Genomic DNA, 24055 nt, shown 5'->3' with positions numbered 1-24055 from the left:
CCGACTCAACGGGGCACGACCCCCGACTCGACGGGGAACAGGGCCCAACTCAACGGCGCAGGGCCTCCTGGAAGGCCGGGCCGGTCAGTCCGCCCGCGGAGTGGGCGGGCACGGCGGGCAGGTTGCGGCCGCCGTACGCCGGACCGCCGGCCGAGGTGTCGTAGCGCAGCCACGTCTCGGCGGGGCCCTGGCCCCGACCGGGGGCCGACCAGTCGCAGACGCCGTCCGGGAAGACCGACTCGAGCGTCGCCCACTCCTCGTCGGTGAAGGGGACGGGCTGGGTGAAGTCGTCGCGGACGAGGGGCAACAGGTCGCAGGCGACGTTGTCGTTGGCGACCGGGCCGCCGGCCTCCTGGCGCGGCGTGGAGAGCCGGGTCTGGAGGACCTGGAGCTCCTCGACGTCGCAGGCGTCCTCGGCCTGGCCGACGACGCAGCGGTCGGTGACGTCGGCCGGCCGGTCGGCGACGATCTTGTCCGCGAGCGGGGCCGAGCTCGGGTCCGCCTCGACGGCGGCGAGCCAGCTGTCCATGGCGTCGAGCGCCTCGTTGGCCCAGTCCACGTCGCCGATGAGCGGGGTCGGCCCGAACCACATCACCCGGTTGTCGGCGTGGCCCTGGTCGGCCAGCAGCCGCTCGTGGGTCCAGAAGGCGTGGGCGTAGTCGTGGGCGATGCCCGGGTCGGGGCCGCCGTGGTTGATGATCGCGACCTCGTCGAGGTGGTTGGCCTCGTTGACGAGACCGGTGCGGTAGGCGTTCGCGATCGCGGTCGGGTCACCCGCGATCCGCTCGGGCGTCGGGCCGGAGTCGACGTCGAGGCCGCCGACCTTGACGTTGAGGTCGACGAACTGGGCCGGCGTGATCGCGCCGGACTCGAGCGCGGACAGGCCGTAGAGCACGCCCTCGTTCGAGAACGGGATGCCGCCGAAGCCCCGGCCCGCCGCCTTCTCCTGCGGCGTCCACACCGGCTCCGGCCGCGGGCCGAGCTGGTTGACCAGCAGGTCGAGCACCGAGCAGCGGACGCCGCCGGGGTTGATCTCGGAGTCGTAGCGGGTCGACGGGTCGCCGGCGACCGGGTCGACCGTGCCGGAGCAGTCGTTCTCCGGGTCGAGCGCGGCCTTGAACAGCCCCTCGTCGGCGGCGACGGCGTTGACGTGCGAGACGTGGCCCTCGACCTGCGCCATCTGCGTCGGCAGCCACGCGACGCCGGGCGCCCAGCGCGACGGGTCCTCGAAGTAGAGCCGCAGCAGGTGGTAGTCGGCGAACTGCGCGCCGGCGGTGAACGTGTCCGGGTAAGAGCAGCTGGTGATCAGGCCCTGGTAGATCCCCGGGTAGGCGTTCGCGACGGTGTGCTGGGCGATCGAGCCGCCGGAGCAGCCGGTGCCGATGGTGTAGCGCAGCTCGCCGTACCGCTCCACGAGGCGCTCCTTGGCCATCAGCACCGACTCGGCGTTCATCGCGACCGAGCAGTTGTGGCCGGTGTTGTCGAGCGCGGTGGACAGCACCGCGAAGCCCTGGCCGAGCGCCGTGACGTAGCTCGGCGTGACCGCCGGGGCGTCCTCGAGCGTGCCGGAGTAGTCGGCGAGCGGCGGGGTGCCCGGGGCGTACGACGCACCGCAGCCGCCGCCGTGGGTGACGAGCAGCTTGTGGTTCCACTGCTCCTGCGGCGACCACGCGCGCCACCGCTGACCGGGCTGGAAGAGCGTGAGGATCGTGTAGCGGTCGCGGTCCTGGAAGCCCTGCTCGCGCCGGACGACGAACGGCACCTCGACGCCCTCGTCGGTGGTGGTGGTCGCGACGTCCGACGGCGGGTTCCGCGGGTCGTAGGGCTGGAGGCCCGGCGACGTCGGGTTCGAGGACTTGTAGAGGAAGTCGTAGGACGCCGGCTCGTTGCACTGCTCGTCGACCGCGGTCGCCTGGCAGCGGTAGTACGCGTGCTGCGGCCCGGAGAAGACCGGACCGCCGTTCGGGTGGTTGACCACCACCGCGCGGCCGGCGGTGGCGCGGGGCGCGGTCGCCCTCAGCACCGTGCGGCCGAGGTCGAGGCCGGTGACCAGCCCGAGGAACCGCCCGTCCTCGCGTACGGCGAAGCGCCGGGTGACGTCGCGCCCGCCGGCGGTCACCGTCACCTGTCCCGCCTTGACGCCGCGCGGCAGGTCGACCGCGACGAGCACGTCGCCGCCGGAGACGAGGTCGGCGCGGTTCGAGAGCACCTCGACGACCAGGGCACCGCGCGGCTTGGCCTCAGCCGTCGACGGGCCGCCCGGGACGACGGCGAGGAGCGGCGCCAGGAGCGCCAGCAGGAGGAGGAGCCGGTTGCGCATGCCTCCTCAACGAGAGTGCTACGCGCTGGTCACTCGCGGACTCCCGTCCGGCCGTGGCGTTCCCGGCCCATCGCCCGAACCGCGCAATTGCGCCGGATGAGCGACGGAGACGTCGGGCGCACTGCCCATCCGGCGCAATTGCGCCGGCCGGACGCCCCGCCATCGTCGCTAGCCCTGGCCACCTCCGCCAACTCCGCCAACTCCGAGGATCTCCCGCACCCGCGGCACCACCTGGGTGCCGTAGAGCCGGATCGACTCGAGCCGCTCCTCGTGGGGCAGCGTGCCGACGGCGTACTTGAGCTGGAACCGCGACAGCCCGAGCGTCCGCATCGCCCAGGCGATCTTGGTCGCGACCGTCTCGGGCGAGCCGACGAACAGCGCGCCCTGGGGGCTCGCGCTCTGCTCGAACTGGATCCGCGAGTAGGGACCCCAGCCGCGCTCGCGGCCGATCCTCGTGAACGCGGCCGCCTGGTGCGGGTACATCTGCTCGCGCGCGAGCTCGTCGGTCGCCGCGACGTGGCCGGGGCTGTGCATCGAGATCGGCCGGGTCTCGTGACCGTAGTGCTTCAGGGCGCGGTGGTAGAGGTCGACCAGGGGCTCGAACTGCTCGGGCGACCCGCCGATCACGGCGATCACCAGCGGGAGGCCGTACGACGCCGCGCGGACCACCGACTCCGGGGTGCCGCCGACGCCCACCCACGCCGCGAGGCCGTGCTCGGTGTGCGGGTAGACCCGGATGTCCTCGAGCGGGGGCCGGACCGAGCCCTCCCAGGTGACCGGCTCCTCCTTCAGCAGCTGGGCGAACAGGTCGAGCTTCTCGGAGAACAGCCGCTCGTAGTCGTCGAGGGAGAGACCGAACAGCGGGAACGACTCCGTGAACGAGCCCCGGCCCAACGTCACCTCGGCCCGGCCCCGCGACACCGCGTCGAGGGTGGCGAAGCGCTGCATCACCCGGATCGGGTCGTCGGAGGACAGCACGGTCACCGACGTACCGAGGCGGATCCGGCGGGTGCGGCCGGCGATGGCGGCCAGCACCACGTCGGGCGCGCTGATCGAGAAGTCCGGGCGGTGGTGCTCGCCGACGCCGAAGAAGTCCAGCCCGACCGCGTCCGCGAGCTCGGCCTCGGCGACGACCTGCCGGACCGCCTCGGCCTGGGGCAGCGGCTCGCCGTCGGGGCCGAGCGCCACGTCGCCGAAGGTGTCGAGGCCGAAGGTCGGATCGAGGGGGGTGCCGAGCGCGGAGAAGTCCATTGCGCCATCATCGACGAATGGTCCGTCGCGTGCTCCTCCTGGTCCTCTCGGTCGCGCTGCTCCTCGGAGCCGCGCCCGGGTCGGCCAGCGCGCAGGAGACCATGCGGCTCCGGGCCGCCGTGCGCGCGCTGCCGCAGGCCGAGGAGACGCCGACCGGCTACGACCGCGACCTGTTCGAGCACTGGGTCGACGCCGACGGCGACTGCCAGGACACCCGCGAGGAGGTCCTGCTCGTCGAGTCCCGGGTGCGGATCAGCGGCTGCACGGTGACGACCGGCGAGTGGTTCTCCTGGTACGACGGGGAGACCTGGACCCAGGCCTCCGACGTCGACATCGACCACATGGTGCCGCTCAAGGAGGCCTGGGACTCCGGCGCCCGCGCGTGGGACGACGACACCCGCGAGCGCTACGCGAACGACCTCGGCGACCCGCGCAGCCTGGTGGCCGTCACCGACAACGTGAACCAGTCCAAGGGCGATCGCGACGTCGCCGCGTGGCTGCCGGAGCTCCGGGGGTGCCGGTACGTCCGGCACTGGACGGTCGTCAAGCTGCGGTGGGACCTCGCGGTCGACCCCGCCGAGCGGACCGCGCTCGTCGACCTCGCCCGTGACTGCCGCAACAAGCGCCTCACCTTCGAGCCCGTTCTGCCGATGAGAGGTGGGGGGACAGGGTAGGAAGGGTGGCATGAGCACGGACGACGGCGACCTCGCCCGTCTGCTGTTCGCCCTGGTCCCGGACGCGCTGTGGGTGTTCGACGACGAGGGCACGACCACTTGGGCCAACGCCCGGATGGCCGAGATCCTCGGGCGCACGCCCGAGGAGATGGTCGGCCTCTCCGTGTTCGACACCCTCGACGAGGAGGGCCGCGGCCAGTTCCGCCGGCACCTCCACGAGATGGTCGCCTCCGGCGAGGCACGCCACGACTTCGACTCGTTCTTCGTCCGCCCCGACGGTACGACGGTGTGGGGGCGGGTCAGCTACGTGCCGGTCATCGAGGACGGCCGGCGGACCGGCTGGCTCCACCGGATCACCCCGGACACCGAGCGCAAGGAGCTGCTCGACGCGCTGGCCCAGCGAGAGGGGCAGCTCGCGACCGCGCAGCGGATCGCCCACGTGGGCAGCTGGTCGTGGGAGGTCGCCGAGGACCGGATCACCTGGTCCGACGAGCTCTGCCGCATCTTCCGCGTCCCCCAGGGCCTCCCGGTGACCTACGCCGACTACCTCGAGCGCGTGCACCCCGAGGACCGGGACGTCGCCCGCCAGGTCATCGAGGAGGCCGCGGAGCTGGGCGTGGAGTACTCCTTCGACCACCGCGCCGTCCGGCCGGACGGCGAGGTGCGCTGGATCCGCAGCCGCGGGATCATCGAGCGGGGCCCCGACGGCTCCACCATCCGGATGAGCGGCACCGCCCAGGACATCACCGAGATGCGGAGCTCCGAGGAGCAGGCCCACGAGGCGACGCGACGGCTCTATCTGCTCCAGCAGATGGCGACGGCGGCCAACCAGGCCACCAGCCTCCGCGAGGCCCTGCTCGTGGCCGGGGCCGGCGTGCCGGAGCACACCCGATGGGTGGCGATCGCGGCCTTCCTCTACGACTGGGACGGCGGACCGGAGCTGCTCGACCTGCGGGGTGCGGCGACCACGGTCGCGCCCGACCCCCGGCTCGCGGAGCAGGCCCGCGCCTCGGGCGAGGTGACGGTCGGGACGCCGTCGGCGTGCGCCGAGACCCACAGCCTCGTGGCGATGCCGGTGCGCCTCGGGCGTCACGTCGTCTGCGTGGTCGAGCTGCTGGCCGACGAGGTCGCGCCCGACGAGCAGTCCCACCAGCTCCTGGCGCAGATCGCCCACGCCCTCGGCGTCGTCGCGGAGCGCGAGTGGACCGCGGCGCAGCTCGCCGAGGCCCGCGACGACGCGATGGAGGCATCCCGGCTGAAGTCGGAGTTCCTCGCCACGATGAGCCACGAGATCCGCACGCCGATGAACGGCGTCATCGGTCTCACCGACCTGCTGCTGCGCACGCCGCTCGACGACCACCAGCGCAAGCTCGCCGAGAACCTCCAGAGTGCCGGTCTGACGCTGCTGGCGATCATCAACGACATCCTCGACCTGTCCAAGATCGAGGCCGGCAAGCTCGAGCTCGAGGCCGCCGACTTCGACGTCCGCGAGGTGCTCGACCAGGTCGCGGGCGTGCTCAGCGGGCCGGCCCACGGCCAGGGGCTCGAGCTCGTGACCGGCTGCGCACCCGACGTACCGGGCGCGGTGCGCGGCGACTCGGTCCGCTTCGGCCAGGTGGTGACCAACCTCGGCTCGAACGCCGTGAGGTTCACCGACCGCGGCGAGGTCGCCATCCAGGTCCGCGTGGAGGAGCGTACGCCGGCCGACGTGGTGCTCCGGGTCGACGTCACCGGCACCGGCGTCGGGATCGCGTCCGACGCGCGCGAGCGGCTGTTCGACGCCTTCACCCAGGCCGACCGGTCCACGACCCGCCGGCACGGCGGGACCGGCCTGGGGCTCGCGATCTCGCGGCAGCTCGTGGAGGCCCTCGGCGGGGAGATCTGGGTGGAGAGCGAGCTCGGCCGGGGCAGCAGGTTCTCGTTCACCGCCCGCTTCGACCACGCCGCCAACCGGATGATCCTCGGCGAGCAGCTCGAGCACTGGGCGATGCAGCCGGTCGCGGTCCCCGACGCCGACGAGGGCCTGGCCACGCTGCGCGAGGCGGCGCGCTCGGGACAGCCGTTCGACGTCGCCGTCCTCGACCAGCTCCTGACGATCCGCGACGCGATGGACCGCGACGACGCGCACGGGCTGCTCAGCGCCGCGCACCTGGTCAAGGGCAGTGCCCTGAACCTGGGCCTGCCCCGCGTCGCGCGGGTGGCCCAGGAGCTGGAGTCGCTCGGCAACGCCGGCTCCACCGCGGGGTCCGAGCCGTTGATGGCGGAGCTCACCGCCGAGGTCGACGTCGCCGTCGAGGCACTGCAGCGTGCGACGTCCGACCGTCACTGATCTCCGCTTCGAGGTCGTGGCCCGCCGGCGGCCGGTCGACCTCGTCGTGCCCGGCTCCTCGCTGGCCGAGGTGGTGGCGCCGTACGTCGCGCTGACCGGCCCCGGCGACCTCGCGCTCACCTCGGGCGGCGACCGGCTGGTCGCGCGGTACGACGGGAGCAGGGCGTGGCTCGAGGTGACCGCTGGCCGCACGACCACCCGGCACCGGTCGCGGCGGATGGCGAAGCCGGACGGACCGGTGCGCGAGGTCGGGCTCACCCTGACCGGGACGCACCTGACCGTGCTCACCCGCGGGCCCGGGGCCTGGACGGCCCGCGCCCGGGTCGACCTGCGCGACCGCGTCGCCACCCACGACGAACACTGGCTCGCCGCACTCGCCGCCGACGCACCCGTGGCCGGCCGGTTCGGACAGCTCGGGCTGCGCGACCTGCGCCTGGTCGACGGCGCACCCGAGGGCCGGGTCGTGCTGTCCGCGACCAGCGCCGGGCCAGGGTTCTTCGACACCGCGCACACGTCCCTGTGGGAGGTCGAGCCGCGCACGCTGACGCTGACCCACCTGTCCGACGTGTTCTTCCGACGGCCCGACAAGCCGGGGGCGTACGGCGACCACGCGACCCACGTGCTGCGTGACCCGGGGAGCGACGGCGACCGCTGGCTGGTGGCGACCAGCACCTGGGGCGACTTCGACGCGCGGGAGCGGCCGGTGGCGGCCACGCTCGCCGCGACGGACGCGGACCTGCTGAGCGGGGTGCACCTGCTCGACACCGCGCCGCTCGCGCTGCCCACCGACGGCCTGCGGTCGGTCGGCGTCTGGGACCCGCACCTGGCCCGCACCGACGACGGCTGGCTGGTCGGCTACGTCAGCGCGACCCGCTACTTCACGTTCCACCCGGTCCTCGCGTCCGGGCCGGCGCTCGACGACCTGTCGCTGCGGGCGGCCGGGGCCGGCACCCAGACCGAGGGCACGACGCTCGTGCGTCTCGACGGGGCGTGGCGGGTGCTGGCCAGCGACGGCGTGGCCCGGCGTTGGCCCGTGCTCGACCTCGACCTCCGTGAGACCGGCGAGCTCGCCGCGCCGTACCCCTCCAACATCCCGTGGCCCACGCTCGTGCCGGACGGCGACTCGTGGCTGATCGTCGCCTTCAACGGCCGGCGCAGCGGGGGCCGGCTCCCGGGCTACGGCACGCACGGAGACGTGGTTTTCCTGCGCCCGGTCGGGCGTCCTACCCTGTGACGTAGAGCACGACGCCACCCCTGTCGCGCCCTCCCCGCCGCACACCCCGCGGCCGACCACGGAAAGCAGGACCATCCATGTCCACCGCCACGTCCACCGCCCCGGCCGACGTCTTCGAGCTGGGCTCCGAGCACGAGCAGGTCGTCTTCGCGAGCGACCCGGCCACCGGCCTCAGGGCCGTGATCGCGATCCACTCGACCGCCCTGGGCCCGGCCCTCGGCGGCACCCGCTTCCACCCCTACGCCTCCACCGCGGACGCGGTGCAGGACGTCCTCAACCTCTCGCGCGGCATGTCCTACAAGGCCGCGCTCGCGGGCCTCGACCTCGGTGGCGGCAAGGCGGTCATCATCGGCGACCCGGCGACCCAGAAGTCCGAGGCGCTGCTGCGCGCCTACGGCCGGCACGTGCAGTCGCTCGGCGGCCGCTACTACACCGCCTGCGACGTCGGCACGTTCTCGGTCGACATGGACGAGATCGCGCGCGAGTGCTCGTACGTCACCGGCCGCACCGTCGCCCACGGCGGCGCGGGCGACAGCTCGGTGCTCACGGCGTACGGCGTGTTCCAGGGCATGCGCGCGGCCGCGACCGTCGCCTGGGGCGGCCCGTCGCTCGAGGGCCGCACGGTCGGCGTCGCCGGCGTCGGCAAGGTCGGCCACCACCTGGTCCGCCACCTCGTCGAGGCCGGCGCCCAGGTCGTCGTCACCGACGTCGACGCGGCGGCGATCGAGCTGGTCCGCGACGAGCTCCCGGACGTGCAGGTCGTCCCGACGACCGCGGCCCTGGTCTCAGGGCGGCTCGACGTCTACGCGCCCTGCGCGCTCGGCAACGCGCTCACCGACGAGGTCGTCGAGACGCTGACCGCCACGGTCGTCTGCGGCGCCGCGAACAACCAGCTCGCGCACCCGGGCGTCGAGAAGATGCTCGAGGAGCGCGGCATCCTCTACGCGCCCGACTACTGCGTCAACGCCGGTGGCCTGATCCAGGTCGCCGACGAGCTCGCGGGCTTCTCCTTCGAGCGCGCGCAGCAGCGCGCGACCGGCATCTTCGAGACCACGCTCCGGGTCTTCGACCTCGCCGCGTCCGACGGCGTACCGCCGGCCATCGCCGCGGATCGCCTGGCCGAGCGTCGCATGCGCGAGGTCGGCCGGCTGCGCGGGATGTGGCTGCCGCGAGGGTGACGTGACACGCGCGCGGGTTTCGGCTGTCAGCAGCCGGAACCCGGGAACGCGCGTCAGCCGCGGGTCAGTCGCGCGAGGAGTCGGAGTAGTCCGACCACTTCTCGAGCTCTTCCGGCTCGAGCTGGTCGGTGTCGTCCTTCGGGCTCTGCCCGTGCAGCTCGTTGGCCAACGCCCCGAAGTCCGTCTCATGCGTGCGGTACTTCAGGTCGCGGGCGACCTTCGTCTGCTTGGCTTTTGCTCGGCCGCGCCCCATAGGGTCAGCCCCCTCGCACACTCGGCCGGGCGCACTGTGGCGGCCCGGGCTGTCTCAAAGAGTTCTCGTGGCCCCAACGCTACCTGTTGGGTGGCTGTTCCCGCACATCGGATCGCGGGAATCTCACCAGGGGCTCACCAGCCGGGGTGCTGATTGACCAGCTCGACCGCTCCGCCGCGGTCGCGGGCCGGGGTGACCTCGCCGGCGACCCAGGCCCGGACGCCGTGGCCGGCGAGCACGGCGACGGCCGCGTCGGCGTCCTCGGGGTCGGTCAGCGCGACCATCCCGACGCCGCAGTTCAGCGTCATCTCGAGGTCGGGCTGCGGGACGTCTCCGACCCGGCGGACCAGGTCGAAGATCGGCTGCGGGGTCCAGGTCGCGCGGTCGACGGTGGCGGCGAGCTCGACGGGCAGCACCCGCTCGAGGTTCGCGGCCAGGCCGCCGCCGGTGATGTGCGACATCGCGTGCGTGCGGGTGCGGTCGGCGAGCGCCAGGCACGCCTTGGCGTAGATCCGGGTCGGCTCGAGGAGCTCCTCGCCGAGCGTGCGGCCGAGCTCGTCGACGTGGCGGTCCAGCTCCCAGCCGGCGGTGCGGAGCAGGACGTGGCGAACGAGGGAGTAGCCGTTGGAGTGGAGGCCGGAGGACTCCATCGCGATCACCGCGTCGCCCGGGCGGACCCGGCCGGGCCCCAGGAGCCGGTCGGCCTCCACGACGCCGGTGGTGGAGCCGGCGACGTCGTACTCGTCCTCGCCGAGCAGGCCCGGGTGCTCCGCGGTCTCGCCGCCGAGCAGCGCGCAGCCGGCGACCACGCAGGCCTCGGCGATGCCCTTGACGATCGCGGCGATCCGCTCGGGGACGACCCGGCCGGTGGCGATGTAGTCGGTGAGGAACAGCGGCTCGGCGCCGCAGACGACCAGGTCGTCGACGAGCATGCCGACGAGGTCGAAGCCGATCGTGTCGTGCTTGTCCAGCGCCTGCGCCACCGCGACCTTGGTCCCGACGCCGTCCGCGGAGGTGGCCAGCAGCGGCCGGTCGTACGCCTTGAGCGCGGACGCGTCGAACAGTCCGGCGAAGCCGCCGATCCCGCCGATCATCTCCGGGCGCCGGGCCTTGTCGATCCAGACCTTCATCAGCTCGACGGCCTTGTCGCCGGCCTCGATCGAGACCCCGGCGGCGGCGTACGCGTTTCCAGAACCAGCCTCGGACACGGAACTCCTACGGGTTGTTGAGAACAGGCAGCGCCTTGCCGTACGTCGGCGCCTGGATCGAGGACTCGAGGAGGTGCTTGCCGAGCAGGCTCTCGTCGGGGAGGGCGATCGGGTACTCGCCGGTGAAGCATGCCTTGCACAGCCGCTCGTCGGGCTGGCCCGTGGCTTCGATCATGCCCTCGAGCGAGATGTAGCCCAGGCTGTCGGCGCCCACGCTGGCGGCGATCTCGTCGACGTCGAGGCCGTTGGCGATCAGCTCGGCCCGGGTGGCGAAGTCGATGCCGTAGAAGCAGGGCCACTTCACCGGCGGACTGGAGATCCGGACGTGCACCTCGAGGGCGCCCGCCTCGCGGAGCATCCGGACCTGGGCGCGCTGGGTGTTGCCGCGGACGATCGAGTCGTCGACGACCACGACCCGCTTGCCGCGGATCATGTGCTCGAGCGCGTTCAGCTTCAGCCGGATGCCGAGCTGGCGCAGGGTCTGGCTGGGCTGGATGAAGGTGCGGCCGACGTAGGCGTTCTTCACGAAGCCCTGGCCGAACGGGATGCCGCTCTCGGCGGCGTAGCCGGACGCCGCCGGGGTGCCGGACTCGGGCACCGGCATGACCAGGTCGGCCTCGACCGGGAACTCGCGGGCCAGCCGGCGTCCCATCTCGACCCGCGCCTCGTGCACGTTACGGCCGCTGATGGTGGCGTCGGGGCGGGCGAGGTAGACGTACTCGAACACGCAGCCCTTGGGCGCCGGCTCGGCGAACCGGTGGGACCGCAGGCCGTTCTCGTCGATGACGATCATCTCGCCGGGCTCGACCTCGCGGACCACGCTGGCGCCGACGGTGACGAGGGCCGCGTCCTCGCTCGCGACCACCCAGCCGCGCTCGAGCCGCCCCAGGACGAGCGGCCGGATGCCCTGGGGGTCGCGGGCGGCGTACAGGGTGTCCTCGTTCATCCACACGAAGCAGAAGGCGCCGCGCAGCTGCGGGAGCACCTCCATCGCCCGCTGCTCGAGCGAGGTGTCCGGGTGGTGGGCGAACAGGGCGGTGACCAGGCTGGTGTCGTTGGTCGACTCCTCGGCCGGGCGGGTGTGCAGCTCGAGCTCGTCGTCGGGACCCGGGAGGTCGACGACCATCTGCCGGAGCTCGGCGGTGTTGATCAGGTTGCCGTTGTGGCCGAGGGCGATCGAGCCGTCCGCGGTCGGGCGGAACGTCGGCTGGGCGTTCTGCCAGGTGCTCGCACCGGTCGTGGAGTAGCGGCTGTGGCCGATGGCGAGGTGCCCCTTGAGCGACTCCAGCGTCGACTCGTCGAAGACCTGCGAGACCAGGCCCATGTCCTTGTAGACCAGGATCTGGCGGCCGTTGCTGACCGCGATTCCGGCGGACTCCTGGCCGCGGTGCTGGAGGGCGTACAGACCGAAGTAGGTCAGCTTCGCCACGTCCTCCCCCGGGGCCCAGACGCCGAAGACGCCACAGGCGTCCTGGGGTCCCTGCTCGTGGGGATCGAGGGCCGCGGTCAACCGACCGTCGCCACCCTTGCGGGGGCTGCTCTGGAACGGCACGTCGCCAAGTCTACGGGGCCGTGTGGGACGCGTCCCAATCCCGTCCGCGGGGTGCAAAGGGAATCTCCCGTGGGTAGGAAGGGTTCAGATCGTGCTCGAAGTCGCCGACGTACGTTGGCGAGCCCCCACCCAGACGAGGATCGATGTCGCAGAGCGCCCCTGGCCCCGCGACGACCAGCGGTTCGGCCAGCTGGTCGGACGCGCCCTCCCGTGACGCCCTCCAGCTGATCGCGGAGGGCGTGACCCAGGTCGCCGGGTTCGGCATCGCCGCGATCAGCGTGGTCCGCGCCGACGGCAAGCTCGAGGTGGTGGCGGTCGCCGGGAACGAGGAGGCCCGCGACTCGCTCCGTGGCCGTCGTACCCCGGTCGACCAGCTGTTGCGCGAGATCGCCAAGGCCGACGACTGGGGGCTGTTCCGCTTCGTGCCGCACGACCGTCTCGGCCCCCGCGCCGGCGACCAGTGCGGCTGGGTCCCCGACATCGACCCGATCGACGCACCGGACGCGTGGCACCCGCTCGACCTGCTGATCGCCCCGCTCTACGACCACGAGGGCGCGCTGCGCGGGACCCTCGTGATCGACATCCCCGGCGACGGGCGCCGGCCGGGCGAGGGGCAGCGCGCGGTCCTCAACACGTACGCCGAGCAGGCCCGTCAGTCGGTGATCGTGGCGCTCGAGCGCGAACAGCTCGCGGACAAGGTACGGATGGCCGAGGCGGCCCGGGGGATCGTCCGCAAGGCGACCGCCCAGCTCAGCCTCGACCGGATCCTGGAGGACTGCACCGCGGCGCTGGTCGACGGCTTCAACGCCGCCGGCATGTGGCTGCAGACCTTCGACCACGACGGGCACGGCGCGGTCTACTCCGCCGCCGGGCACCAGGTCTCGCTCAGCCCGGCCATGGTCGAGATCGCCGACCGGGCCGCTCGCCTCGCCTGGGAGCAGCAGGCGGCGGTCGTGGTGGCGCCCGGGCTGCCCTTCGGCCCGACGATCACGCGTGAGGAGGGCGAGCTGATCCTCGCCTTCATCGACGACATCGGCGTCGGCTCGCTGCTGTTCACGCCGCTCGGCGCCGGACCCGAGTGCCTGGGCAACCTGGTGCTCACCCGGCTCGAGGGCGCCTCGGAGTGGACGGAGGCCGAGGCGACCACCGCGCTGGACATCGGCCACGACCTCGGGCACGCGATCCTCAACGCCCGCACGTTCGAGCGGGAGCACCAGCTGGTCGAGGAGCTCCAGGAGCTCGACACCTACAAGGGCCAGCTGATCGCGACCGTCGCCCACGAGCTGAAGAACCCGCTCACCTCGGTGCTGGGCTACCTCGAGATGCTGGAGTCGTCGCCGGACCTCTCCGTCACCACGATGAACTCCCTCCACGCGATGGACCGCGGCGCCCGCCGGATGGTGCGCGTGATCGACGACCTCCTGCTGCTCTCGAAGGTCGGCGACGTCGAGAACCCGCTCATCCCCCTGCCCGTCGACCTCCGCAAGATCGTCGACGAGGTGGTCGACCTCGTGTCGGTGACCGCGTCGCAGAAGGGCGTGACCGTGCGCGCCGCCGTACCCGACGAGGAGGTTCTCGCCCTCGGCGACACCTTCGAGCTCGACCGGGTGTGCGCGAACCTGGTCAGCAACGCTGTCAAGTACACCCCCAGCGACGGCGCGGTCGACATCGCCGTCGCGCGCGCGGACGGCGGCCAGGTGGTCCTCACCGTGGCCGACCAGGGCATCGGCATCTCCGACGCCGACCTCGCCAGGCTCGGGACCGAGTTCTTCCGCTCCTCCAACCCGGAGGCCGTCGCGGAGCCGGGGACGGGCCTGGGGCTGGCGATCGTGCGCCGGGTCGTGGCCCGCCACCACGGCCGGCTCGAGATCGAGTCCGAGCTCGGCGCGGGGAGCACCTTCCGCGTCTTCCTCCCGCAGGCCTGACGCGCCCGCGGCTCACTCACATGGCGCGCTCGCCCTGGGCGATCGCCTCCGGATGCGGGTGTAGGTGCGACGAGATCAGCCCGGAATCAGCCCAGGTTCCGCAGGAGCAGCGCCTCGGCGAGCACGACCCGCTCGAACTCGGCCAGGTGCAGGCCCTCGTTCGCCCCGTGCGCGCGGGTGTCCGGGTCCTCGACGCCGGTGACGAGCACGCTCGCCTCCGGGAACGCCCGGAGGAACTCGGCGATGAACGGGATCGACCCGCCCACGCCCATGTCGACCGGCTCGGTGCCGTCCCACGCCTCGGCGAACGCGGCGCGCGCGGCGTCGTACGCCGGCCCGGTGGCGTCGATCCGGGTGGCCTCGCCGGTGTCGACGACCGTGTGGGTGAGGGTCGCGCCCCACGGCACGTGGGCCTCGAGGTGCTCGATGAGGCGCTCGGTGGCGTTGGCGGTGGTGTCGCCGGGGGCGATGCGCATCGAGATGCGGGCGCGGGCGGCCGGGACGAGGGTGTTGCTGGCGCCGGCGACCTTCGGGGCGTCGAGGCCGGTGATGCTCAGCGCGGGCCTGGTCCAGAGGCGCTCGACCGTGGAGCCGTCGCCGATCCACTCGACACCGGGCTGGGCGCCGGACTCGGCGCGGAGCCGCTCCTCGGGGTACTCGACGTCGGCGGCCGGGCCGGCGTGCAGGCCGGCGACGGCGACGTTGCCGCGCTCGTCGTGGAGGGTGCTGAGGAGGCGGGCCAGCGTCATCACGGCGTCGGGCACGAGCCCGCCCCACATGCCGGAGTGGACCGCGTGGGTGAGCGTGCGGACCTCGATGTCGACGCGCACCAGCCCGCGCAGGCTCGTGGTCAGCGCGGGCACGCCGATGTCCCAGTTGCCGGAGTCGGCGATGACGATGACGTCCGCCGCGAGGCGCTGCTGGTACTGGCCGAGCAGCTCGACGAGGGTGTCGGAGCCGACCTCCTCCTCCCCCTCGATGAAGAAGCGCACCGTGACCGGCAGGTCGTCGCCGAACACGCGCAGCGCGCCGACGTGCGCCATGATCCCGGCCTTGTCGTCGGCGGCCCCGCGGCCGAAGAGCCGGCCGTCGCGCTCGGTCGGCTCCCACGGGGGCGAGTCCCAGTCCGCGTGGTCGTTCTCGGGCTGGACATCGTGGTGCGCGTAGAGCAGCACGGTCGGCGCGCCCTCCGGCCCGCGCTTCTCGCCGATCACGGCGGGCGGTGCGCCGTCGAACGCCCGGACGATCTCGACGTCGACGCCCTCGGCCGCGAGCAGCTCCGCGGTCTTCTCCGCGCTGCGCTCGACCTCACTGAGGCGCTCGGGGTCGGCGCTGACCGACTCGATCCGGACGAGGTCCTCGAGGTCCTTGCGGACACCGGGGAGGACGGCCTGGACGCGGTCGCGCATGTCGCTCATGGACTCCAACTTATGTCAGCGGGAGGTACGGCGAGAGGTCGGCCCGCTCGCCGCTCGCGCGCACCTGCGCGGACCGTTCGGCGTCGTGCCAGGCGAGCTCGCCGGTCGCGAGCGCGACCCACGTGGCGGCGTCCATCTCGACCACCGCCGGGGGCGTGCCGCGCGTGTGGCGGACGCCGGGGATGACCTGCACGGCGGCGTACGGCGGGACCCGGACCTCGACCGAGTGGCCGGGCGCGCGCTGCTCGAGCACGGCCATGAAGTGCTTGGTGAGCAGCTTCAGGTCGCCGCTGGCGTGCGCGGCCGCGACCTGGTCGGGCGAGGCGATGCGGAGGCGGGCGGGCATCAGTCCTCCTGCTCCCCCGGGCCGGGGAGCGGCTGGATCAGCTGGTAGACGGAGTAGGTGAGCCGGTCCCCGTCGGCGCCCTGGGTGCGCTTGCGCCACCGCTCGACGAGCTCGTCGATCTCGCGCATCAGCTCGTCGGACTCCTCGGGGGTGAGGCGGAGGGCGTACTCCGACACGCTCTTGTGCCGGTCGTTCTCGACGTCGAGCGCCCGCTCGACCAGGTGCTGGCCCCAGGCGACGGCGTTGCGCTGGAAGACGGCGTACGCCGCACGGCCCCCCGGCTGCTCGATCATGTCGCGGGTGCGGAAGCTCATCCCGTCGTCGTCGGCCAGCCGCCAGACCCGGTCGCGCCGGTCGCGGGCCTCGTCCGGTGCCTCCTCGACCAGGCCGTACTTGGCCAGCTGGCGCAGGTGGAAGCTCGCCTGGTTGGCGGGCACGTCGATGAGCCGCGCGATGTCGGCGGCGCGGAGCGTGCCGGCCGCGGACAGCTCGCCGAGGATCCGGTTGCGTGTGGGGTGGGCGATCGCGCGGAGCATCCGCGGGTCGTCGTACGTCGCCATGACGGCAGTCTAGCCAAGTTCCGCACGCATCATTGCGCAACATACATTGCGCACGTTATGTTGCGGATATGTCGTCGTACCGATCGCTCGCCCGCAACCACGACTTCACGGCGCTGTGGATCGGGCAGACGGTCTCCGAGATCGGCAGCCGGATGACGCTGTTCGTCTTCCCGTTGGTCGCCTACCTGCTCACCGGGTCCGCGCTGCTCGCGGCGGCGACCGAGGCGGTGCACCTGCTCGGCCTGGCCGGGGCGCTGCTCCCGGCGGGCGTGCTCGCCGACCGCTACGACCGCCGCCGGATCATGCGGGTCGCCAGCGGCACCGGCGTGCTGTCCTACGCCTCGCTCGCGGCCGCCGGCATCGCCGGGTCGCTCACCGTGCCGCACCTCCTCGTCGTGGCGCTGCTGACCGGCATCGGCGCGGGCGTGTTCATGCCCGCCGAGATCTCCGCGGTCCGCACGGTCGTCTCCGCCGAGGAGCTGCCGACCGCGCTCAGCCAGAACCAGGCCCGCCTCCATGTCGCGTCGCTGATCTCCGCACCGCTCGGCGGCGTGCTGTTCGCGATCACGAAATGGCTGCCGTTCGCCTTCGACGCGGTGACGTTCGCGGTGTCCTGGGTGCTGCTCGGGCGGCTGCGGACCGACCTGTCCCCCACGGCGGCCCCGGGAGCGGACGACGGAGCGCGGCGACGTCCGCTGCGCGAGCTCGCCGAGGGCGTGCGGTTCGTGTGGTCGCGGCCGTTCTTCCGAGTGCTGATGGTGTGGAGCGCGCTGTCGAACCTGGCCGTGAACGCGCTGTTCTTCGCGGCCGTGCTGCGGCTGATCGAGGGCGGCTTCGCCGCCTGGCACATCGGCCTCGTCGAGGCCGTGGCCGGCCTGGCCGGGATCATCGGCGCGGTGGTCGCGCCATGGCTGATCGAGCGGACCCCCACCGGGCGCCTGACGGTCGTGATCGCCTGGTCGTTCCTGCCGCTCGTGGTGCCGATGGCGATGTGGAACGAGCCGCTGGTCGTCGCCGCCGCGCTCGGCCTCGGCATGCTGCTCAACCCGGCCGGCAACGCCGGCATCGGCTCCTACCGGATCGCGATCACCCCACCCGCGCTCGTCGGCCGGGTGCAGTCGACCGCGCAGTTCGCCGCGATCTCCGCGATGCCGTTCGCGCCGCTGCTCGCCGGCCTGCTGCTAACCGCGGTCGGTGGGGCGGCGACGATCCTGGCGCTGGGCGCCCTCACCGCGCTCGTCGCCTGCGTCCCGACGTTCTCCCGGTCGGTGCGGGCGGTCCCGAGGCCGGCGGCGTGGGAGCGCTACGAGGCGCTCGTGCCGGCGGCCTGAGCGAACCTCGTGGCGGCACCGGCGAGCGCCGCGAGCAGCTCGGGCGGGCCGTCCACGGTGAACTCCGCCTCCGTCCGGGCCAGCACCATCAGCGGCCAGTCGAGGGAGTCGGTCGGCATCACCACACGGCAGCCGTCGCCGTCCGGCGTGACCGTGGCCCAACGGCCGATGTCGGCCTCGACGGCGGCGGCCGGCAGCGCGAGGCGGAAGCGCACCTCGTAGCGGTGCGCCATCCGCCTGATCCCCGCCTCGACGAAGGACGGCGCGTCGGGGGCCGGCAGCACGTGGGCCCGGAACCGCTGGCCGCTCTGCCGCACGGCCGAGATCCGGTCGACCCGGAACGAGCGCCAGTCCTGACGGTCGCGGTCGTAGGCGACGAGGTACCAGCGGCGGCCCATCGCCACCAGCCGGTGCGGCTCGACCCGGCGCTGCGTCGGGGCACCGTCGCGCGCGGTGTAGTCGAACGCCACCGGCTCGTCGTCGCGGCAGGCCTGCGCGAGCGCGGTCAGGACGCTCGGGTCGACCGCGGGCCCGCCGGCCCAGGGCACCCCGTCGGTCTGCGAGCGCAGCGCGTCCATGCGGCGCCGTAGCCGTGGCGGCATCAGCGCGATCACCTTGGTCAGCGCCTGGAGCGCGGTGTCCTCGCCGCTCGTCGTGGCCGTGCGCAGCGCCACCGCGATCGCCACCGCCTCGTCGTCCTCGAGCAGCAGCGGCGGCAGCTCGGTCCCGGCGCGCAGCTGGTAGCCCCCGGCCACCCCGCGCACCGCGTCGACGGTGTATCCGAGCTCGCGCAGCCGGTCGATGTCGCGCCGCAGCGTGCGCGGGCTGACCTCGAGCCGGTCCGACAGCTCGCCCCCCGGCCAGTACCGGTGGGTCTGGAGCAGCGACAGCAGCCGCAGCATCCGGGCGCTGGTGTTCACGCCTCGACGGTACGCCGGGTTGCGGTCAGGTTCTGGCCTCTTTGGGATAGTCCCTGACGATCCGGGGGTCCCGCCCGGCGTGTCGACCCCGATCCCGTCAGGGAGTATCCCGGCGGCGCGCCACCACCACCGCGTCGGTCACGACATGCTCCTGGCCGTCACGGGTCTCAGTGCGGCGGCGGGACTCGGCGCGGACGGCGAACTGGGCCGGGTCGAGGGCGGGGGCGAGCTCGTCGGCGGTGAAGAGCACCCCGGGCATCGACCACCGCAGGCCGGTGTGGGCGTCGTCGGGGTGGTGGCCCGCCACGAGCAGGGTGCCGCCCGGGGCGACCGCCGCCGCCATCTCGCCGGTCGCGCGGAGCATGCCGTCGCCGAGCAGGTGCAGGAAGCACGAGGTGACCAGGTCCCACTGCTCGCCCGCGGGCGCGGTCCAGGTGCGCAGGTCCGCGTGCCGCCACTCGACCCGGTCGGCGACCCCGCGCTCGGCCGCATGCTCGGCGGCGCGGGCCAGGCCGGCCTCGGAGAAGTCGATCGCCGTGACCTGCCACCCACGCTCGGCCAGCCAGATCGCGTCGCCACCCTCGCCGCAGCCCACGTCGAGCGCCCGCCCCGGCGCGAGGTCGGCGGCCTCCGTCACGAGCACGGCGTTCGGCCGGCCGCTCCAGACGCGGTCCGTGCCGCCGTACCGCTCGTCCCAGGACGGCTGCTCGAACATCTCGGGGGTGACCTCGTGGCTGTGGCTGTGGCTCATGCGCCCAGCGTGCGGGAGGCGTACGCCGACCGACAACATCGGTTGCCGAACTGGCAAACTGGCCCCGTGGCGGACGAGGTGATCCAGGTCGGCCCGAGGCTGCGGGCGCTGCGCCAGCAGCGCGGTGCGACGCTGCGCGACCTCGCCGAGGAGACCGGCATCTCGGTCAGCACGCTGTCGCGACTGGAGTCCGGGCAGCGCCGGCCGACGCTCGAGCAGCTGCTGCCGCTCGCCCGCGCTCACCGCGTCTCGCTCGACGAGCTCGTCGACGCGCCCGCGACCGGCGACCCGCGCATCGAGATGAGGCCGGTCCGCCGGCACGGCCGCGTGCACATCCCGCTGACCCGGCGCCCGGGCGGCCTCCAGGCGTACAAGATCGTGTTCCCGCCGAAGCCGACGGAGGAGTGCCGGCTCGCGACCCACGAGGGCTACGAGTGGATGTACGTCCTCTCCGGGCAGCTGCGGCTGGTCATCGGCGACCGCGAGATCGACCTGGGACCGGGTGAGGTCGTCGAGTTCGACACCCGCACGCCACACTGGGTCGGCAACCCGGGACCGCACCCCACGGAGGTGCTGGCCCTGTTCGGACCCCAAGGAGAGCGGATGCATGTCCGGTGACGGTGAGCGGCTCGCGACCTGGCTCGAGGAGCTGGGGCTGGCCGACCAGCTGGGCGAGGCGGGGCTGCCGACGTTCACCCGCGACGCCGACGGGCACGCGGAGTGGAGCGAGCCGGACCGCGTCGAGGAGCTGGACCGCGTGCTGCGCAGCCAGGGCGACGACCCGGCGCACGCCGTGCCGCTCGGCCTGGTCGTGCTCGCCCGCCAGGCCCGGGTGCGGACCGAGCTGCTGGCCACGCTCTGGCACACCTACGAGTCGCTCGGCGACCTGCGCGGGACGTCGCTCGACGCCACCCGGTTCGCGGTGCACAAGGCGGCCTCGGAGCACCGGCTGCTCGTCGTACCGCTGGAGGAGCGGGCGATCGTCCCGGCGTTCCAGCTCGGGGCGGACGGCGAGCTGCGGCCCGAGCTCGCCCCGGTGATCGAGCCGCTGCTCGCGGCCCGGATGGACCCGTGGCGCGCGTGGGCCTGGCTGACCCAGCCGGCGGCGCTCACCCTGGGGCAGGCCCCGGAGAAGGCCGACCCGGACCTCGCCCGCGTGGCCGCGGAGCGGCTGGCCGAGCGCCTTTAGATCCCCGCGAGGATCGCCAACGTCCGCGCCCATGCGGCGGAGTCCGGGTCGACCACCGTGAAGTGGTCGCCGTCGACCACGACCAGCTCGGCGTCGCCGGCGGCGACGTAGGCCCGCGACTGGCTGATCGGCACGACGTCGTCGTCGCGGCCGTGCACGCACCAGACGGGTACGTCGAGGGGCAGCATCCGGATCGGGTCGACGCCGGCGTCCGCCGGACCGGGCGGGTGGCCCAGGAAGCGCTCCACCGCACCGCCGCCCAGGTTGTCCTCGTGGGCCGCTCGCAGGTCGAGCACGCCGGCCTGGCTGACCACGTGCGTGAGCCCGCCGCCCTTCGCGGCCCAGGTCGCCAGGTGGCCGCCGGCGGAGTGGCCGATGCCGACGACCTTCCCGGCCGCCAGCGGCAGCGCGTCCACGGCGGCCCGGACGTCGGCGAGCGTGTCGCCCGCGCCGGTCCCGCGGCGATACTCGATCGCCCACGTCGCCCACCCGGCCTGCACCAGGCTGGGGACGAGCGGCTGCGCGTACTCGATGCCGTACTCGGGCCTCCAGAAGCCGCCGTGCACCAGCACCGCGACACCGACCGGGTCGCCGGAGGGCTGGGTCAGCTCGGCGTACTGGTCCGGGTGGTCGCCGTAGGCGTGCCGGTCGCTCCTCACGGGTGCCTCCTGCCGTCGAGTTGGGCCCAGGTCACCCTCGAGCTGGGCGTTGTTCGCGAACTCCGGCCCAACTCAACGGCGAGTGGGGCCCAACTCAACGGTCAGGCGAGCGCGGCCGGGAGCGTGCCGGTCCAGGCGTCCCGGAGCTCGGCGAGCGGGATCTCGAACTGACCCTCGACCGTGAGCACGTCGCCGCCGGTGACGCCGAGCGGGGTGAGCTCGACGCCGTGGCGCTGGGCGAGCTCGACCAGCCGGTCCGCGTCGCCGTCCGGGACGGTGACGAGCACGCGGGCGGTGGACTCGCTGAACAGCGCGAGGAACGGGTCGCCGGGCACCTCGACCGAGGCGCCGATGCCGTGCCGGAGCGTGGTCTCGACGAGCGCCTGCGCGAGGCCGCCGTCGGAGAGGTCGTGCGCGGAGGTCAGCAGGCCGACCGCCTCGCGGAGCAGCTCGGCGAGCGTGCGCTCGGCCTGGAGGTCGACCTCCGGCGGCAGCCCGCCGAGGTGGCCGTGGACGACGTGCGCCCACTCCGAGCCCGAGAGCTCCTCGCGGGTCTCGCCGAGGAGGAAGACGCGCTCGCCGGCCGACGCCCAGGCCGACGGCGTACGCCGCGTGACGTCCTCGATCACGCCCAGCACCGCGACCACCGGCGTCGGCAGGATCGCCGTCTCGCCGGTCTGGTTGTAGAGGCTGACGTTGCCGCCCGTGACCGGGATGCCGAGCTCGGCGCAGGCGTCCTTGAGCCCGCGACAGGCCTCGGCGAACTGCCACATCACCCCCGGGTCCTCGGGCGACCCGAAGTTCAGGCAGTCGGAGATCGCCAGCGGCGTCGCGCCGCCGGTGGCGACGTTGCGGTAGGACTCGGCGAGCGCGAGCTGCGCACCGGTGTAGGGGTCCAGCTTGGCGAAGCGGCCGTTGCAGTCGGTCGACACGGCGACGCCGAGGTTGGTCTCCTCGTCGACGCGGATCATGCCGCTGTCGCTGGGCTGCGCGAGCACGGTGTTGCCGCGGACGTAGCGGTCGTACTGGTCGGTGATCCACGACTTGTCGCAGAGGTTCGGGCTCGCCGCCATCCGCAGCACGGTGTCGCGGAGCTCGGACCCCGACGAGGGCCGGGCCAGCGACTCGGCCGCGTCGGCCTGGAGGTCGTCCTGCCAGTCCGGGCGGGCGAACGGGCGGTGGTAGGTCGGGCCGTCGTGCGCCACCGACCGCGGGGGTACGTCGACCACGCGCTCGCCGTGCCAGTCGATGTGCAGCCGGCCGGTGTCGGTGACCTCGCCGATCACGACCGCCTCGACGTCCCACTTCGCGCAGATCTCCAGGAACGCCTCGACGTCACCGGGCTCGACGACCGCCATCATCCTTTCCTGCGACTCGCTCATGAGGATCTCCTCGGGGGCGAGTGTGGAGTCGCGCAGCGGCACCCGGTCGAGCTCGACGTGCATGCCGCCGTCGCCCGCCGACGCGAGCTCGGAGGTCGCGCAGGACAGGCCGGCGCCGCCGAGGTCCTGGATGCCCGCGACCAGGCCGGCCGCGAAGATCTCGAGCGTGCACTCGATGAGGAGCTTCTCCATGAACGGGTCGCCGACCTGCACGCTGGGGCGCTTCGCCGGACCGTCCGCGTCGAAGGTCTCCGACGCCAGCACCGAGACACCGCCGATGCCGTCGCCGCCGGTGCGCGCGCCGTACAGGATCACCTGGTTGCCGACGCCCGACGCCTTGGCGAGGTGGAGGTCCTCGTGCCTGAGCACGCCGACGCAGAGGGCGTTGACGAGCGGGTTGCCGAGGTAGGTCTCGTCGAAGACGGCCTCGCCGCCGATGTTCGGCAGGCCCAGGCAGTTGCCGTAGCCGCCGACGCCCGCGACGATCCCGGGCAGCACGCGGTGGGTGTCGTCGGCGTCGAGCGGGCCGAACCGCAGCGGGTCCATGACGGCGACCGGCCGCGCGCCCATCGCGAGGATGTCGCGGACGATGCCGCCGACGCCGGTGGCGGCGCCCTGGTAGGGCTCGACGTACGACGGGTGGTTGTGGCTCTCGACCTTGAAGGTGACCGCGTAGCCCTGGCCGATGTCGATGACGCCGGCGTTCTCGCCGATGCCGGCCAGCATCTTGCCGACCGGCGTCTCCTGCGGGATCTCGGAGAACTGCTTCAGGTGGACCTTCGAGCTCTTGTAGGAGCAGTGCTCGCTCCACATGACCGAGTACATCGCCAGCTCGCTCGACGTGGGCCGGCGGCCGAGGATCTCGCGGATCCGCTGGTACTCGTCGGCCTTGAGGCCGAGATCGGCCCACGGCTGCTCGCGGTTCGGGTCAACGGCTGCGGTGGCGACGGTGTCGAGCACGGCATCAATCTACCGGCGCCGTTCGCGGGCTACGTCAGCAGTCCGTCCGCGACGACCTCGAGCAACGGGCGTACGGCGGCCGCCTCGAGGTCGCTCTGGTCCGCCACCGTCGCCACGCCGCCGATGAGCCGGCAGACCAGGATCGTCTCCACGTCGGCGCGCAGGGCGCCGCCCTCGCGGAGCCGGTCGAGCACCCGGCCGTTCGCCTCGGCGAGCACCTGGCACTTGGTGCGGATCGGCGAGTCGGGGTCGCCCAGGGCGGAGGTGAGCTTGGCCGGGCCGCCCTTGTGTTGGGAGATCAGCGCGACGTACTCCTCGAACCAGTGGACCAGCAGCTCGCGGTCCGAGCCCTCGCGGTCGAGCGCCTTGTCGGCGGTCTCGATCACCCGGTCGACCCACGACCGCATGATCGCGTCGAGGAGGTTCTCCCGCTTCGGGAAGTGGCGGTAGAGGGTGCCCGGCCCGACGCGGGCGCGCTTGGCGACCTCGTCGAGCGAGGCGCCGTACCCCTGCTCCCGGAACACCTCGCGGGCGACCTCGACGATGCGGTCGTAGTTGCGCTGCGCATCGGCACGCACGGGTTCTCCCTCGGGGAAGGCTCGCTGACGGGGAGGG

Annotated in this window: 21 protein-coding genes; 8 read left to right on the top strand and 13 right to left on the bottom strand. The window is 73.3% G+C overall.

Going from position 1 to position 24055, the window contains the following annotated elements; all coding sequences use genetic code 11:
• Nucleotides 1-49: 49 nt before the first annotated feature.
• Nucleotides 50-2320 carry a DUF6351 family protein gene (locus ACYQ0U_RS09335; protein ID WP_459971956.1) on the bottom strand — a complete coding sequence of 757 codons (2271 nt, stop codon included), beginning with the start codon at nt 2318-2320 and terminating at the stop codon, nt 50-52.
• A gap of 168 nt (nt 2321-2488) precedes the next feature.
• Complete coding sequence (locus tag ACYQ0U_RS09330) at nt 2489-3571, bottom strand: LLM class flavin-dependent oxidoreductase (protein ID WP_459971952.1); 1083 nt, start codon at nt 3569-3571, stop codon at nt 2489-2491.
• A 17-nt stretch (nt 3572-3588) separates the two neighbouring features.
• Here ACYQ0U_RS09330 and ACYQ0U_RS09325 point away from each other — a divergent pair, with 17 nt between their 5' ends.
• From ACYQ0U_RS09325 to ACYQ0U_RS09310, 4 genes are all read left to right on the top strand, one after another.
• Nucleotides 3589-4245, top strand: a complete 657-nt coding sequence (locus ACYQ0U_RS09325; RefSeq protein ID WP_459971949.1) for an HNH endonuclease family protein — start codon at nt 3589-3591, stop codon at nt 4243-4245.
• A gap of 10 nt (nt 4246-4255) precedes the next feature.
• A complete protein-coding gene (locus ACYQ0U_RS09320; RefSeq protein WP_459971947.1) occupies nt 4256-6574 on the top strand; it encodes an ATP-binding protein in 2319 nt (772 codons plus the stop codon).
• Nucleotides 6552-7808, top strand: a complete 1257-nt coding sequence (locus tag ACYQ0U_RS09315) for a hypothetical protein (RefSeq protein WP_459971945.1) — start codon at nt 6552-6554, stop codon at nt 7806-7808. Before ACYQ0U_RS09320 ends, ACYQ0U_RS09315 begins: the two co-directional genes overlap by 23 nt.
• A 77-nt stretch (nt 7809-7885) precedes the next feature.
• Nucleotides 7886-8986, top strand: a complete 1101-nt coding sequence (locus ACYQ0U_RS09310; RefSeq protein ID WP_459971943.1) for a Glu/Leu/Phe/Val family dehydrogenase — start codon at nt 7886-7888, stop codon at nt 8984-8986.
• Between the two features lie 64 nt (nt 8987-9050).
• Here ACYQ0U_RS09310 and ACYQ0U_RS09305 read toward each other — a convergent pair whose 3' ends face one another.
• The 3 genes from ACYQ0U_RS09305 to purF all read right to left on the bottom strand — a co-directional run bounded on the left by ACYQ0U_RS09305 (nt 9051) and on the right by purF (nt 11999).
• On the bottom strand, nt 9051-9239 hold the full coding sequence (locus ACYQ0U_RS09305; RefSeq protein WP_459971941.1) for a DUF3073 domain-containing protein: 189 nt from the start codon (nt 9237-9239) through the stop codon (nt 9051-9053).
• A gap of 134 nt (nt 9240-9373) precedes the next feature.
• Nucleotides 9374-10447, bottom strand: a complete 1074-nt coding sequence (purM, locus tag ACYQ0U_RS09300; protein WP_459971939.1) for a phosphoribosylformylglycinamidine cyclo-ligase — start codon at nt 10445-10447, stop codon at nt 9374-9376.
• 7 nt (nt 10448-10454) lie between these two features.
• Nucleotides 10455-11999, bottom strand: coding sequence for an amidophosphoribosyltransferase (purF, locus tag ACYQ0U_RS09295; RefSeq protein WP_459971937.1), 1545 nt, complete (start codon nt 11997-11999; stop codon nt 10455-10457).
• Nucleotides 12000-12142: 143 nt separating this feature from the next.
• Here purF and ACYQ0U_RS09290 point away from each other — a divergent pair, with 143 nt between their 5' ends.
• Nucleotides 12143-13924: a sensor histidine kinase gene (locus ACYQ0U_RS09290; RefSeq protein WP_459971933.1), complete on the top strand. Its 1782-nt coding sequence runs from the start codon at nt 12143-12145 to the stop codon at nt 13922-13924.
• 86 nt (nt 13925-14010) lie between these two features.
• On the opposite strand, the gene ACYQ0U_RS09285 is transcribed toward ACYQ0U_RS09290, so the two are convergent.
• The 3 genes from ACYQ0U_RS09285 to ACYQ0U_RS09275 are packed head-to-tail and all read right to left on the bottom strand — an operon-like array spanning nt 14011 to nt 16248.
• Nucleotides 14011-15342, bottom strand: a complete 1332-nt coding sequence (locus tag ACYQ0U_RS09285; protein ID WP_459971931.1) for a dipeptidase — start codon at nt 15340-15342, stop codon at nt 14011-14013.
• Nucleotides 15343-15352: 10 nt separating this feature from the next.
• Nucleotides 15353-15688: a sterol carrier family protein gene (locus ACYQ0U_RS09280; protein WP_459971929.1), complete on the bottom strand. Its 336-nt coding sequence runs from the start codon at nt 15686-15688 to the stop codon at nt 15353-15355.
• On the bottom strand, nt 15688-16248 hold the full coding sequence (locus ACYQ0U_RS09275; RefSeq protein WP_459971927.1) for a helix-turn-helix domain-containing protein: 561 nt from the start codon (nt 16246-16248) through the stop codon (nt 15688-15690). The genes ACYQ0U_RS09280 and ACYQ0U_RS09275 overlap by 1 nt, the downstream gene beginning before the upstream one ends.
• 68 nt (nt 16249-16316) lie before the next feature.
• Between ACYQ0U_RS09275 and ACYQ0U_RS09270 the strand changes: the two genes are divergently transcribed.
• On the top strand, nt 16317-17579 hold the full coding sequence (locus ACYQ0U_RS09270; protein WP_459971924.1) for an MFS transporter: 1263 nt from the start codon (nt 16317-16319) through the stop codon (nt 17577-17579).
• Here ACYQ0U_RS09270 and ACYQ0U_RS09265 read toward each other — a convergent pair.
• Both ACYQ0U_RS09265 and ACYQ0U_RS09260 read right to left on the bottom strand, forming a co-directional pair.
• Nucleotides 17552-18499, bottom strand: a complete 948-nt coding sequence (locus tag ACYQ0U_RS09265) for a helix-turn-helix transcriptional regulator (protein WP_459971921.1) — start codon at nt 18497-18499, stop codon at nt 17552-17554. The two genes, ACYQ0U_RS09270 and ACYQ0U_RS09265, sit on opposite strands and share 28 nt — an antisense overlap.
• Before the next feature lie 97 nt (nt 18500-18596).
• Nucleotides 18597-19250, bottom strand: coding sequence for an SAM-dependent methyltransferase (locus tag ACYQ0U_RS09260; RefSeq protein WP_459971919.1), 654 nt, complete (start codon nt 19248-19250; stop codon nt 18597-18599).
• Nucleotides 19251-19316: 66 nt separating this feature from the next.
• Here ACYQ0U_RS09260 and ACYQ0U_RS09255 point away from each other — a divergent pair, with 66 nt between their 5' ends.
• Nucleotides 19317-19868 carry a helix-turn-helix domain-containing protein gene (locus tag ACYQ0U_RS09255; protein WP_459971917.1) on the top strand — a complete coding sequence of 184 codons (552 nt, stop codon included), beginning with the start codon at nt 19317-19319 and terminating at the stop codon, nt 19866-19868.
• The gene (locus ACYQ0U_RS09250) at nt 19858-20439 is read left to right on the top strand and encodes a hypothetical protein (RefSeq protein WP_459971915.1); all 582 of its coding nucleotides are present in this window, start codon (nt 19858-19860) and stop codon (nt 20437-20439) included. The genes ACYQ0U_RS09255 and ACYQ0U_RS09250 overlap by 11 nt, the downstream gene beginning before the upstream one ends.
• On the opposite strand, the gene ACYQ0U_RS09245 is transcribed toward ACYQ0U_RS09250, so the two are convergent.
• From ACYQ0U_RS09245 to ACYQ0U_RS09235, 3 genes are all read right to left on the bottom strand, one after another.
• Nucleotides 20436-21098, bottom strand: a complete 663-nt coding sequence (locus tag ACYQ0U_RS09245; RefSeq protein ID WP_459971914.1) for an alpha/beta hydrolase family protein — start codon at nt 21096-21098, stop codon at nt 20436-20438. The two genes, ACYQ0U_RS09250 and ACYQ0U_RS09245, sit on opposite strands and share 4 nt — an antisense overlap.
• Nucleotides 21099-21199: 101 nt before the next feature.
• Complete coding sequence (gene purL / locus ACYQ0U_RS09240; RefSeq protein WP_459971911.1) at nt 21200-23440, bottom strand: phosphoribosylformylglycinamidine synthase subunit PurL; 2241 nt, start codon at nt 23438-23440, stop codon at nt 21200-21202.
• A gap of 29 nt (nt 23441-23469) precedes the next feature.
• Nucleotides 23470-24018 (bottom strand): TetR/AcrR family transcriptional regulator, encoded by a 549-nt coding sequence (locus tag ACYQ0U_RS09235; protein WP_459971909.1) that lies wholly within the window; start codon nt 24016-24018, stop codon nt 23470-23472.
• Nucleotides 24019-24055 lie beyond the last annotated feature (37 nt).

This window comes from Nocardioides pyridinolyticus, from assembly GCF_054653575.1.
This window is presented reverse-complemented; position numbering and strand designations above follow the sequence as displayed.